Here is a 12,770-nt window from a genome sequence, read left to right as displayed (position 1 = left end):
GGAAGCCGTCAGGGTTCCCCCAAGGTGAATTGCCCTTTTCTCTCAGGAAAAAGAGGCAAGCGCTGCCTGGAGGGAATCCTCGCCAGGGGCCGTGAGGCGGTCAGGGGCGAGGGTATCGGAGCCATCAGCGGCATTGGGACGGATCCACTGCTTATGGGAGACGGTGCAGAAGAGCCCGGAGTGGTTCAGCTGGAAGGGGAGGATGTCCCCGTAGTGGCTGGGGCGGTTGGCCGGAGACCGGCCGATGAGGGCGCCCAGTCCGCCGTCCCGCACAAAGACCGCCAGCATATTGGCGGAGCTGAAGGTCTCCTCGTCGGTGAGAACCACCAGCTGCACCTTTGGATTTTGTTTGGCGGCAGAGGGGTTTGGGGGAACATAATCCAGGCCGGAGGTCTGGTCGTAGAACTGGGGATAAAAGCTCTGGGCCAGGGGGGAGTAGCGGACATAGGCGCCGTAGCTGGGGGCGGACATGCCCATGGCCTCCAGCAGCTGGCCGCAGGTGGCGGAATTGCCGCCGCCGTTGCCCCGGATGTCCACAATCACCTTGCCCCCGTCTTGGACCGCCTGGCGCAGCTCCGCCGCCGCGTCCTGAAACTCCGGCGTGTCCACACACTGGTTAAAGTCTACATAGAACACGTCCCCCATCCACTGGGTGGAGATGACCCGCTGGGCAGACTGGGCCTGGGGCTGGCGCAGCCCCACTTCAGCCGTAGCGGGGACGCCGCCGGCCAGCAAGTCCAGCACCGTGGCGCCCTCCCGGTCCAGGGCGGCCCCCGCCTTCCTCAGCAGGGCGGGAGAGGCGGACCAGGCGGTGTGGTTGCAGTCCCTTCCGGCCTGATTCTCCGCCGCCACATAGCGGTCCACTGTGGCGAAAACCGCCTCCACAGGCACCCCGCCGATGGCAATGACCTGCGTGGACGTGAGGGCGCCCTGTTCATCCGTGAGGAAGAGGCCGCCGCCTTCGGCCCGCCACGCCACGTCAAGGGAGGGCTGGGCCACGCCGCCGAAGGGATCCAGACGGGTGTGCCCGTCCCCCAGGGCGGCCAGACAGGCCATGGCGGACCAGGTAAAGTCCGCCATGGTGCAGTCTGGGTCCTCCGCCTGGGCCAGCAGCGCGGCCTTGGCGGCTTCGTACCCCTCCGGCACGGCGTCCTGGGCGAAGGCGGGGTGGACAGACTCCACCGTCTCAATAAGCTGGCTGGCGTCCTCCACAAAGGGGGACCGGCCGATGTGTACCGTGTGGGTGCTGTTGTCCCAGATGATCTCCTTGCCCAACGCCTCCCCCACCGCGCGGATGGGGAGATAGACCGTGCCGTCTACCGCAAAGGCCTCCACCGGCGCGCCGCTGGCGTCCACAAGGGTGAGCGGCTGGCCCGCGGCGGTCACTTTAATGTCCCCGTACTGGGCCTCCAGGGTGCGGGTGGTCCACACGCTGGAGGCCATTGCCGTCCCCGCTGCCAGCGCCAGCGCGCAGACAGCGGTTAAGGCCCGCTTCTTGTATTTTGTCATGGTCATCCGCCTTTCTCAGTGAAGTTGAGCTTAGAACCTGCATTCATAACCGTTGGACGCCGTCTGGCCGGATCTCTTGCCTGCGCTCCGCGATCAGCCGCCGCAGCGTCCGCCGGAGCAGCCGTGTTTGTCCTCGCCGCAGCTGTGGCCGTGGTGGGAGCAGTTGGGGGCGGCGCTGTAGGACAGGACGCCGGCCAGGAAGGCACGCACCGCCTCATCCGCTGGGCCGGACACGCCGCCGCACAGCTGAATCCCCGCCTGGGCCAGGGCGTCCCGGGCGCCGCCGCCGATGCCGCCGCAGATCAGCACGTCCGCCCGGTGCGCGGACAAAAATCCCGCCAGAGCGCCGTGGCCGCTGCCGTTGGTATCTGCCACCTGCTCCCCTGTAATCTGTCCGTTCTCCACGTCATAGAACTTGAACTGCTGAGTATGGCCAAAGTGCTGAAAGATGGCCCCGTCTTCATAGGTGACCGCGATTTTCATGATTCTCCTCCTTGCTTTAAACGCGGGCCGCGCCGCTCCTCCGGGCGGCCTCCGCCACGGCCTTGGCCACGGCGGGACGGACGCGGGGATCAAAGGCCGCGGGGACAATATAGTCCGCCCGCAGCTCGTCCCCCACCAGATCGGCCAAGGCCTTGGCTGCGGCCAGCTTCATCTCCTCGTTGATATCGCTGGCCCGGACGTCAAAGGCGCCCCGGAAGATGCCTGGAAAGGCCAGCACATTGTTGATCTGGTTGGGGAAGTCGCTGCGGCCGGTGCCCACCACGGCGGCCCCCGCCTCCTTGGCCTCGTCCGGCATGATCTCAGGCACAGGGTTGGCCATGGGGAAGAGAATGGGATCCCGGGCCATGGCGCGCACCATGTCCTTGGTGACGGAGCCCGGGGCGGACACGCCGATGAACACATCCGCCCCCGCCAGGGCGTCCGCCAGGGACCCCTGTTTTCCCTCTGGATTGGTGATCTCCGCCAAGGCCGCCTTCTCCGGATTGGAGGCCAGGTCCGGCCGGCCCCTCCACAGGATCCCCTTCCGGTCGCATATATAGGCTTTGTTCAGCCCCATGGACCGCAGCAGGCGGAAGATCGCCGTGCCGGCGGCGCCCGCGCCGGAGAAGACGGCGGTGACGGCCCCAATCTCCTTGCCCACCAGCTTCAGGGCGTTTTGCAGGGCCGCCGCCACAATAATGGCGGTGCCGTGCTGGTCGTCGTGGAAGATGGGGATGTCACAGCAGGCCTTCAGCCGGCGCTCAATCTCAAAGCAGCGGGGGGCGGCGATGTCCTCCAGATTGATCCCCCCAAAAGACCCGGCCAGCAGACGGACCGTGTTGACAATCTCGTCCACGTCGTTGCTGCGGATGCACAGGGGGACGGCGTTCACGTCGCCGAACGCCTTGAACAGGACGCACTTCCCCTCCATCACCGGCATTCCCGCTTCCGGGCCGATGTCTCCCAGCCCCAAAACCGCGGACCCGTCGGTGACCACCGCCACCGTATTCCACCGCCCGGTGAGCTCATAGCTCTTGTCGGGGTCCTTCTGAATCTCAAGACAGGGCTGGGCCACCCCAGGGGTGTAGGCCAGGGAGAGGGCCTCCTTGCTGTCCACCGCCATCTTCGGCACGGTGTCCAGCTTGCCCCGCCACTGTTCGTGGAGTTTTAGGGATTCCTTTGCGTAGTCCATATGATTGCCTCATTTCACACCAGATTTGATCCGCGTGCCCCGGAAATTTCTGGGGCGCTTTGCCTTCATTATATACCGAACCGCCGGGGGAGCGCAAGGTCAGGCGGTCCCCTTTGGCCTCTGGTAGAATAAATTTTATCTTTCCCCGGAACTTTTTGATTTCGTCCACGTCAAAGGGAATATACGCAGGCAAAAGGCGCTGCGTCCGATTCCAAAATGTATTTAGAATAGGAGTTATTGCGAATATGAATCATCGTATGCTTACCATTACACTGGCTGGCGCGCTCTCCCTCAGTCTTCTGACCGCCTGCGGCGGCACGGCGAACCCCACCCCCACGCCGCCCGCCTCTGAGCCGGCGGTGTCGGACACCCCCGCCCCCACAGAAACCGTGCTTCCCACCCAGCTGCCGGAGACCGACCCCACAGCGGCGCCGGAGCCCTCCGCTGAGCCGGAGGCGCCCGCCCCTTCCGCTACGCCGGAATCCAAGCCCACTTCCACCCCTGAGACCCAGCCCAGCAAGAAGCCCGCCCCCACCCAGGCCCCCTCCACGCCGCCTGCGGCGCCCTCTGCCACGCCCGCCCCCGCCCCGGAGGTCTCCCCGGTGCAGTCGGTGTGGAACGACATCTACAACGGCCTTCATCCCGAGGCCCGAGACAGCTTTATGGATCTGGACGACGAGACCCTCCTGGCCGTCTACGGCATCAGCACCGGCGATCTGGAGTCCTACTTATGCAAAGTCCCCCTGATGAATGTCAAGGCCACCGAGTACTTTATTGCTGAGGTAAAGGACGGCAAGATGGATGCCGTAAAGGCGTGCGTCCAGTCCCGCCAGGCCAGCCTGGATGAGCAGTGGCGTCAGTATCTCCCCGACCAGTACGAGCTGGTGAAGAATTACAAACTGGTGACAAACGGGAACTATATCCTCTTCGTGGTCAGCGAGGACGCTGATGCCGCCGTGACCGCATTTAATACCTATACAAAGTAAATAAAATCGGGTATAATGTCAGGGCGTCCGGCCGGACGCCCTGATTTTTCCTGTGGGAGGGTGTGCCCTTGGTTTTCTCCAGTGTCTATTTTCTCTTCTTATACCTGCCTGCCGTCCTATTGATCTATTATATCACCCCTCTGTCCTGGCGCAATGGGGTTCTGCTCCTGTTCAACCTGCTCTTTTACGGCTGGGGGGAGCCCCGGTATATCCTCATCATGTTCGCCTCCATCGCCATTGACTATACCCATGGCATTCTGGTCACCCGGTGCAAGCGCAGGGGGAACGACCGGGGGGCCCGGCTGGCGGTGGCCTCATCGGTCTTTTTCAATCTGGCGCTGCTGTTTTTCTTCAAGTACTGGGACTTTCTGGCCCGCTCGCTCTCCGCCGCCGGAGTGCATATTATGCCGGTGCTGAACATCCGCCTGCCCATCGGCATTTCCTTCTACACCTTCCAGACGATGAGCTACACCATCGACGTCTACCGGGGGGACGCCCGGTGCCAGCGCAACATTATCACCTTCGGCACCTTTGTCACCCTGTTTCCCCAGCTCATCGCCGGCCCCATCATCAAGTACAAGGATCTGGACCGCCAGCTGGAGAAACGCACCCACTCCCCGGAGCGGTTCGCCGCCGGGGTACAGATTTTCGTGGTAGGTCTGGCGAAAAAGGTACTGCTGGCCAATAACCTGGGAATGCTGTGGGACGCGTACAAGGCCATGCCGGCCGGCCAGCTCACCACCGCCGGGGCGTGGCTGGGCATCTGGGCCTTCTCCCTCCAGCTCTATTTTGACTTCTCCGGCTACTCTGACATGGCCACCGGCCTGGGGCGGATGCTGGGCTTTGAGTTCTCCCCCAACTTCCGCTACCCCTATACCGCCCGGTCCATCACCCAGTTCTGGCGGCAGTGGCATATCTCCCTGGGATCCTGGTTCCGGGAGTACCTCTACATCCCCCTGGGGGGGAGCCGGGTAGGCCGGGGCCGCTTGTTCCTTAATCTGCTGGTGGTGTGGGCGGCCACCGGCATCTGGCACGGGGCAAGCTGGAATTTTCTCCTCTGGGGGCTCTACTTTGCCGCACTGCTGATCGCGGAAAAATTTTTCCTTCTGACCTGGCTGGAGCGGCTGCCCCGCCCCCTCCAGCACCTGTACACCCTCTTCTTTGTGCTGGTGAGCTGGGCCATTTTCGCCGTGGAGGACTTTAGCCATATGGGGGTCTACCTGGCCGCCCTGTTCGGCGCGGCCAAAGGGGGGCTGGCCGATGGGACCGTCTGGTATTATCTGCGCTCCTATCTGCCCATGCTGGCGGTGGGCTGCACCGCCGCCCTCCCTCTGGGCGCCCAGGCGTGGAACCGGCTCAAGCAGACTCCCCGGCTGGTCCTGCTCCCCGTCCTCCTTCTGGCGGGGCTGGTTCTGTCCACCGCCTATCTGGTGGATGCCACCTATAACCCCTTCCTTTATTTCCGTTTCTGATCGTTTGGAGGTCTTTATGAGCAAAAAATATTGCATTTTTATCTCCGCCCTATTCTGCGCTTTTCTGACGGTCTTTCTGGCGGCGGGGGCCATTACCCCGGACCGGGCCTTCTCCCCCCTGGAAAACCGCACCCTGGAGCAGCTGCCCTCCCCCACGGTAAAGACGGTTTTAAACGGCTCCTTTATGTCCAGCTTTGAGGCCTATGTCACCGACCAGTTCCCCGGCCGGGACATCTGGGTGGACATGAAGGCCCGCACAGAAAAGGCAATGGGCAAGCAGGAGAACAATGGTGTCTATTTCTGCAAAGGGGACGCCCTCATCGCCCGCTTTGACGCCCCGGACTCCACCCAGCTCACCGCCAATCTGAACTATGTGAACCAGTTTGCCGCCAAGGCCGACATTCCGGTCTACTTCTCTCTGATCCCCAGCGCGGCGGACGTGTGGGCGGACCGCCTCCCCGCCGGGGCCCCCAACGCCAGCCAGACCGCTGTCCTCCAGCAGGCCGCCGCCCTGCCGGATGTGCGCTGGTACGATACCCGCGCCGCCCTCACCGCCCACAGCGGGGAGGACATCTACTACCGCACCGACCACCACTGGACCAGCCTGGGGGCCTACTACGGCTATACCGCTCTTATGGGCGCCCTGGGGAAGACGCCGGTTTCCCTGTCCCAGTACACCAAGACCACCCGGTCTGCGGACTTTTACGGAACCCTCTTCTCCTCCTCCGGCGTGCGCTGGATCGCGCCGGACGCCATTGACACCTATGTCCCCGAGGATGGCATCACCGTGACCTCCTTCACCTATGACAGCAAGGGGACCCCGGTGGAGGAGCCCCGGGCGCTCTACGACACCTCCTATCTCTCGGTCAAGGACAAATACTCCATGTTCCTGGGTGGCAACCAGTCCCTGGGCGTGGTGCGCACCCCTCACACCGATAAACCCAAGCTGCTGATTATCCGGGACTCCTACGCCGACAGTCTGGTCCCCTTCCTTACCCCCCACTTCTCTGAAATCCACCTGCTGGACCTGCGTTACTCCAAGCTGTCCATCTCTGGCTATATCCAGGAGCAGGGGATTGACCAGGCATTGGTGCTCTACAGTGTTCCCAATTTTGTCAGCGACCGCAATCTGGTCTGGATCGCCCGATAGGCCACACAGGCCCGCTCTTCTGAAGAGTGGGCCTGTATTTTTCCGATTTGGAGACAAAAATCTATAGTTTACTTTATAATACTTGCATTTTATAGGTAAAATGATATAATGCCAAAGGATTCATTTATTAGGAGGAACGATCACCATGGGTCACAAATATGTTTACCAGTTCAGCGAGGGCAACGGCAGCATGCGGGAGCTGCTGGGCGGCAAAGGCGCCAACCTGGCTGAGATGACCAGCCTGGGTATGCCTGTCCCCCAGGGCTTTACTGTCACTACGGAGGCTTGCACCCGCTATTATGAGGATGGCCGCGCCATTGCCCCTGAAATTCAGGAGGAAATTTTTACCTATATGGGCAAGCTGGAGGAGATCGCCGGCAAGAAGTTCGGCGATGCCGGCAACCCCCTGTTGGTTTCTGTCCGCTCCGGCGCCCGGGCCTCCATGCCCGGCATGATGGATACCATTCTGAATCTGGGTCTTAACGACACTGTGGTAGAGGGTCTGGCCAAATTTACCAACAACCCCCGCTTTGCTTACGACTCCTACCGCCGGTTCATCCAGATGTTCTCCGACGTGGTTATGGAGCTGTCCAAGAAGCGTTTTGAGGAGATCATCGACGATCTGAAGGAGAAAAAAGGCGTCAAGCAGGATGTGGAGCTGGATACAGACGATATGAAGGAGCTGGTCCGCCGCTTTAAGGAGTTCTACAAGGCGGAAAAGGGCGTGGACTTCCCCCAGGAGCCCAAAGTCCAGCTGATGGAGGCGGTGCAGGCCGTGTTCCGCTCTTGGGACAACCCCCGGGCTGATGTGTACCGCCGGATGAACGAGATCCCCTACGACTGGGGCACTGCTGTCAACGTGCAGTCCATGGTCTTCGGCAACTCCGGGGACAATTCCGGCACCGGCGTGGCCTTCACCCGCAACCCCGCCACCGGCGAAAAGGCCCTGTTTGGTGAATACCTCATCAACGCCCAGGGCGAGGACGTGGTAGCCGGTGTGCGCACCCCCTCCCCCATCTCCAAGCTCCATGAGGAGATGCCGGAGGTGTACGACCAGTTCGCCTCCATCGCCAACAAGCTGGAGCAGCACTATAAGGACATGCAGGACATGGAGTTTACCATTGAGAACGGCAAGCTCTACATGCTCCAGACCCGCAACGGCAAGCGCACCGCCGCCGCCGCCCTGAAGGTGGCCGTGGACCTGGTGGATGAGGGCATGATTGACGAGAAGGAGGCGGTGCTCCGGGTGGAGCCCAAGCAGCTGGACGCTCTGCTCCATCCCCAGTTCGACCCTGCCGCCCTGAAGAAAGCCGCCGTCATCGGCAAGGGTCTGGCCGCCTCCCCCGGCGCGGCCTGCGGCCGGGTGGTCTTCACCGCGGAGGACGCCAAGGCGTGGCACCAACGCGGGGAGGACGTCCTCCTGGTCCGGCTGGAGACCTCTCCGGAGGACATCGAGGGAATGCAGGTGGCCCAGGGTATCCTCACCGTCCGGGGGGGCATGACCTCCCACGCCGCCGTGGTGGCCCGGGGCATGGGCACCTGCTGCGTGTCCGGCTGCGGTGAGATCTCCGTGGACTACGCCAACAAGTGCTTTACCCTGGATGGCAAGACCTATTACGAGGGCGACTGGATCTCCATTGACGGCTCCACCGGCAACATCTATGGGGAGGCTGTGGCCACCGTGCCCGCCGACCCCTCTTCCGGTCCCTTCGGCCGCTTCATGGCCTGGGCGGATCAGTACCGCCAGCTCAAGGTGTACACCAACGCCGACAACCCCCGGGACGCCAAGCAGGCCTTTGACTTCGGCGCCCAGGGCATCGGCCTGTGCCGCACCGAGCACATGTTCTTCGAGGGGGAGCGGATCAAGGCCATCCGCGAGATGATTGTGGCCGACAACGTGGACGACCGCAAGAAGGCGCTGGCCAAGATCATGCCCTACCAGCAGGGGGATTTCGAGGGCATTTACGAGGCCATGGAGGGCCAGCCCGTGGTTATCCGCTTCCTGGATCCCCCGCTCCACGAGTTCCTGCCTACCAAGGAGGAGGACATTCAGGAGATTGCCAAGGAGATGGGCATCACCGCGGACAAGCTCCACACCGTCATCGAATCTCTTCACGAGTTTAACCCCATGATGGGCCACCGCGGCTGCCGCCTGGCCGTCTCCTTCCCGGAGATCGCCGAAATGCAGACCGCCGCCGTCATCAACGCCGCCCTGGCGGTGCAGAAGAAGCACCCTGACTGGACTATGGTCCCCGAGATCATGATCCCTCTGGTAGGCGAGGTAAAGGAGTTCAAGTTTGTCAAGGACGTGGTGGTGGCCACCGCCGACAGGCTCATCGCCGAGTCCGGCGTGGACATGAAATATGAGGTGGGCACCATGATCGAGATCCCCCGTGCCGCCCTCACCGCCGACGAGATCGCCAAGGAGGCCCAGTTCTTCTCCTTCGGCACCAACGACCTGACCCAGATGACCTTCGGCTTCTCCCGGGACGACGCCGGCAAGTTCCTCAGCTACTACTATGACACCAAGATCTACGAGTCCGACCCCTTCGCCCACCTGGACGCCAACGGCGTGGGCCGGCTGGTGGAAATGGCCGCCAAGCTGGGCCGCACTACCCGCCCCGACATCCATCTGGGCATCTGCGGCGAACATGGAGGCGATCCCACCAGTGTGGAGTTCTGCCACAAAGTCGGCCTGAACTATGTCTCCTGCTCCCCCTTCCGCGTGCCCATCGCCCGCCTGGCTGCCGCCCAAGCCGCCATTAAGCATCCCCGATAAGAATATCCGTTGTTGTCGTAGGGCATTGTGATTTATCCTGTATAGGGCAATAACACTTAGCCTACGCCATAGAAAAAAGTGACCTGCCATCCTTTGGATGGGGGTCACTTTTTTGTCCTTTGGACTATCCTTTCCCTGCCTAACACAAGGATTTTAGGAACATTCTACGCTATATCACCATGGAGTAGGGGCGTCCGGCCCAAGGGCCGGGTGGATAAAACACTTTGCCCCTTACAGGATAAATCACATTGCCCTACGACATGGTGATATTCCCAGATTGGATTTTGGGGGAAATGGCAACAGGCTTGAAACCCTTGCAAACAGGGGACTTGAGCAAGTCAGCTATCCCAAAAGCACAGGCCCCAATTCCTCCAAATTGAGTTGACTTCATTTTTGGGGACTGCTTTTGGGGAACTGGAGCAGAGTGTTCCCACAGGGGAGGACTATCAACATGAGGAAGAAGAACTTCAAGGGTCGATGTGAGAAGCGGGTGTTGGGTAAGTGTGCTGAAGTGTGTAGGACGTATGATGCTATCCAGTATGCCTATGCTGACCTGCTGCAAGCCAGTGATGAGGTTGTTGAGATCAGGTGTAATGTCCTGCTGGACGGATTGGAGGTTGGGGAATATACCTCTGACTTTGTATGCACCAAGGCAGATGGTGATCTGATGGTCAGGGAGTGTGTATTCCGCAAGTTCCTGATGAAACCTCTGACGGTAAAGCTACTGGATGCTTCTAGGGACTACTGGCTCAGGCATGGGGTCACGGATTGGGGTGTGGTCATTGATGAAGAAGTATGATCTGCTCCGGTCTGGTAATACCATCATCCGAGTTCTGGAAGTACAGGATGGCAGGGTTCTGGTGATCGACTGTATCAAGAGGACGATGCCCATATGGGTCAATATGGTGGCTCTGGAATTGTACTCCGAGTGTACCAGTGGTGAACTGTCTGAGGCTACCGGGGTTGCCATGGTGGGTGTTGACAATCTGGATGCAGATCAGAGGAAGGTCATGTACGAGAGGTACACAATGATTGCTCCTATCCTGTCCTTCGTTGCGGATGATGGGATGCGTTCCCGGCTGATTGGCTCTGCGGCTGAGGAACATGAGGTGTCGAAGCAGACCATCAGAAGCTATCTCTGTCTGTATCTGTCCTACATGGATGTGGCTGCTCTTGCTCCTAGGCGTAGGAATGATGATCGTCAACTGACCCAGGATGAGAAGAACATCCGATGGGCGTTGAATAAGTTCTTCTACACCACGAAGAAACAATCTCTCATGACAGCCTACACAATGATGCTCAAGGGGAAGTATTGTGATGCCTTGGGAGTGTTGGCAGAGGAATACCCGTCCTACTACCAGTTCCGATACTTCTATCGTAAGACAAGGAACCTCCAGAACTTCTATATCTCCAGGGATGGGTTGAAGAACTATCAGAGGAACAATCGTCCTCTGACTGGTGAAGGGGTACAGGAGTTTGCACCTGCTGTTGGTATGGGGATGCTGGATGCTACTGTCTGCGATATTTACCTTGTCAATGATACTGGAAGTCTGGTAGGTAGACCAATTCTGACGGCTTGTGTCGATGCTTACAGTGGCCTATGTTGTGGATACTCTCTCTCGTGGGAAGGTGGTGTGTATAGCCTCCGAGGACTAATGCTGAACATTATATCGGACAAGGTAGATTGGTGTCAGAAGTTTGGTGTCTCCATTCAGAAAGAGGATTGGGACTGTGATATGCTCCCGGCTATATTTGTCACCGATATGGGAAGTGAGTATACATCAGGGAACTTTGAGCAGATTGCAGAGCTAGGTGTTAAGGTTGTCAATCTTCCATCCTATAGACCTGAGTTGAAAGGTCTGGTGGAGAAATTCTTTGATCTGATACAGGAAAGTTACAAGAAGCATTTGAAGGGCAAAGGTGTCATTGAGCCTGACTATCAGGAGCGTGGTGCTCATGACTACCGGAAGGATGCCTGTCTGACCATGGCTGACTTTGAGAAGATCATCCTGCATTGCATCATCTACTATAATTCTCAGCGAATTGTTGAGAGCTTCCCCTATACTGAAGACATGATAACATCTCAGGTGAAGCCCTATGCCTCCCAAATCTGGAATTGGGGAAAATCCCAAATTGGGGCCAATCTCATCAGCATTGGGAAAAGAGAGCTGATGCTTACCCTCCTGCCGAGGACTACAGGTAAGTTCAGTCGGTCAGGGCTAAAGGTGAACAAGCTGCGGTATCACTGTGAAGGATACACTGAGCAGTACCTATCTGGCGGTGATGTGACTGTAGCCTACAATCCAGAAGATGTGACATCTGTATGGATACTCGAAGATGGTTCTTACATTGAGTTCACGATTATAGAATCTCGTTACCAGGGCAAGGATTTGACAGCAGTACAGGAGCTACAAGAGAGCCAGAAGGTCATTGCCAGAGATGCAGTCAGGGATAATCTACAGGCTCAGATCAACCTTGCCCAGCACATTGAAGCTATTGTAGGTAGTGGTGCTGGCCGTGGTGATGTTCACATGAAGAATATCCGTAGTACCAGGAGACGAGAGCAGGCAAAGAATCACCGGGACTACATGAAGGAGGGGATGAGCCATGAGTAATCTGTCTGATGTTATCCGTATCCTGCCACCGATGAAATCAGGGAGTGAGTTGTTGTCTGCTCTGGAAGTGCTGCCGGAGTATGATGTTGCTATCTGTGATGCTGATGCTCCTGTTCGTCTCATGGCACTCTCTGACCTCTACCGGGTGTATGTTCCTAATCAAATGTCTTTAGAGATTTACAGCAAGCTCTATCTGGCGTTGATGCGGTCATTACAGAAGAAGGGTACGAAGCTGGCAGTCCAGCAGCAGAACCAGAACTTCAAGGCCATCATGCAGCAGGAGTACAGCGGCATCATGGGTGGCTCCGATAGCTTCACCATCATCGGGGCTTCTGGCATTGGAAAATCCTCTGCTATCAGCAGGGCAATCACGTTGGTTACTGAAAATCGAATCATTGAGGTGGACAGTCCCTATACAAAGATCATTCCCTGCATCTGTGTTCAATGTCCCTTTGATTCCTCTGTCAAAGGGTTGCTGTTGGAGATACTTCGGAAGGTAGATGAAGTTGATGTGGTATAAAAAAAGTTGACACCCCATTCTCAAGGATTGGGTATATAATCAAGAGAATAAGGAGTGGACAAAA

At 58.9% G+C, this 12,770-nt stretch carries 10 protein-coding genes; 7 read left to right on the top strand and 3 right to left on the bottom strand.

The window, feature by feature from the left end; genetic code table 11:
• Positions 1-42: 42 nt before the first annotated feature.
• From D1159_RS14815 to D1159_RS14805, 3 genes are all read right to left on the bottom strand, one after another.
• On the bottom strand, positions 43-1,509 hold the full coding sequence (locus tag D1159_RS14815) for a S41 family peptidase (protein ID WP_161846430.1): 1,467 nt from the start codon (positions 1,507-1,509) through the stop codon (positions 43-45).
• A 93-nt stretch (positions 1,510-1,602) separates the two neighbouring features.
• On the bottom strand, positions 1,603-1,992 hold the full coding sequence (locus D1159_RS14810) for a NifB/NifX family molybdenum-iron cluster-binding protein (protein ID WP_161846429.1): 390 nt from the start codon (positions 1,990-1,992) through the stop codon (positions 1,603-1,605).
• Positions 1,993-2,008: 16 nt separating this feature from the next.
• Positions 2,009-3,184, bottom strand: a complete 1,176-nt coding sequence (locus D1159_RS14805) for an NADP-dependent malic enzyme (protein ID WP_161846428.1) — start codon at positions 3,182-3,184, stop codon at positions 2,009-2,011.
• Positions 3,185-3,429: 245 nt separating this feature from the next.
• Between D1159_RS14805 and D1159_RS14800 the strand changes: the two genes are divergently transcribed.
• From D1159_RS14800 to D1159_RS14770, 7 genes are all read left to right on the top strand, one after another.
• Complete coding sequence (locus D1159_RS14800) at positions 3,430-4,170, top strand: DUF4358 domain-containing protein (RefSeq protein ID WP_161846427.1); 741 nt, start codon at positions 3,430-3,432, stop codon at positions 4,168-4,170.
• Positions 4,171-4,238: 68 nt separating this feature from the next.
• The gene (locus D1159_RS14795; protein ID WP_161846426.1) at positions 4,239-5,642 is read left to right on the top strand and encodes an MBOAT family protein; all 1,404 of its coding nucleotides are present in this window, start codon (positions 4,239-4,241) and stop codon (positions 5,640-5,642) included.
• Positions 5,643-5,658: 16 nt separating this feature from the next.
• Positions 5,659-6,792 carry a DHHW family protein gene (locus tag D1159_RS14790; RefSeq protein WP_161846425.1) on the top strand — a complete coding sequence of 378 codons (1,134 nt, stop codon included), beginning with the start codon at positions 5,659-5,661 and terminating at the stop codon, positions 6,790-6,792.
• 145 nt (positions 6,793-6,937) lie between these two features.
• A complete protein-coding gene (ppdK, locus tag D1159_RS14785; RefSeq protein WP_161846424.1) occupies positions 6,938-9,571 on the top strand; it encodes a pyruvate, phosphate dikinase in 2,634 nt (877 codons plus the stop codon).
• Positions 9,572-10,022: 451 nt separating this feature from the next.
• The gene (locus tag D1159_RS14780) at positions 10,023-10,370 is read left to right on the top strand and encodes a hypothetical protein (protein ID WP_161846423.1); all 348 of its coding nucleotides are present in this window, start codon (positions 10,023-10,025) and stop codon (positions 10,368-10,370) included.
• Positions 10,357-12,186 carry a Mu transposase C-terminal domain-containing protein gene (locus D1159_RS14775; protein ID WP_161846422.1) on the top strand — a complete coding sequence of 610 codons (1,830 nt, stop codon included), beginning with the start codon at positions 10,357-10,359 and terminating at the stop codon, positions 12,184-12,186. Before D1159_RS14780 ends, D1159_RS14775 begins: the two co-directional genes overlap by 14 nt.
• Entirely contained in the window at positions 12,179-12,706 is a 528-nt protein-coding gene (locus D1159_RS14770; protein ID WP_202621106.1) for a hypothetical protein, read from the top strand. The genes D1159_RS14775 and D1159_RS14770 overlap by 8 nt, the downstream gene beginning before the upstream one ends.
• Positions 12,707-12,770: the final 64 nt, after the last annotated feature.

The sequence above is a fragment of the Pseudoflavonifractor sp. 524-17 genome (assembly GCF_009935845.1).
Lineage (GTDB): Bacteria > Bacillota > Clostridia > Oscillospirales > Oscillospiraceae > Pseudoflavonifractor_A.
This window is presented reverse-complemented; position numbering and strand designations above follow the sequence as displayed.

Bases quoted from the DNA above. Each gene is read 5' to 3' on its own strand.
- D1159_RS14815 (WP_161846430.1), bottom strand. From the start codon at position 1,509: ATGACAAAATACAAGAAGCGGGCCTTAACCGCTGTCTGCGCGCTGGCG.
- D1159_RS14810 (WP_161846429.1), bottom strand. From the start codon at position 1,992: ATGAAAATCGCGGTCACCTATGAAGACGGGGCCATCTTTCAGCACTTT.
- D1159_RS14805 (WP_161846428.1), bottom strand. From the start codon at position 3,184: ATGGACTACGCAAAGGAATCCCTAAAACTCCACGAACAGTGGCGGGGC.
- D1159_RS14800 (WP_161846427.1), top strand. From the start codon at position 3,430: ATGAATCATCGTATGCTTACCATTACACTGGCTGGCGCGCTCTCCCTC.
- D1159_RS14790 (WP_161846425.1), top strand. From the start codon at position 5,659: ATGAGCAAAAAATATTGCATTTTTATCTCCGCCCTATTCTGCGCTTTT.
- ppdK (WP_161846424.1), top strand. From the start codon at position 6,938: ATGGGTCACAAATATGTTTACCAGTTCAGCGAGGGCAACGGCAGCATG.
- D1159_RS14780 (WP_161846423.1), top strand. From the start codon at position 10,023: ATGAGGAAGAAGAACTTCAAGGGTCGATGTGAGAAGCGGGTGTTGGGT.
- D1159_RS14775 (WP_161846422.1), top strand. From the start codon at position 10,357: ATGAAGAAGTATGATCTGCTCCGGTCTGGTAATACCATCATCCGAGTT.
- D1159_RS14770 (WP_202621106.1), top strand. From the start codon at position 12,179: ATGAGTAATCTGTCTGATGTTATCCGTATCCTGCCACCGATGAAATCA.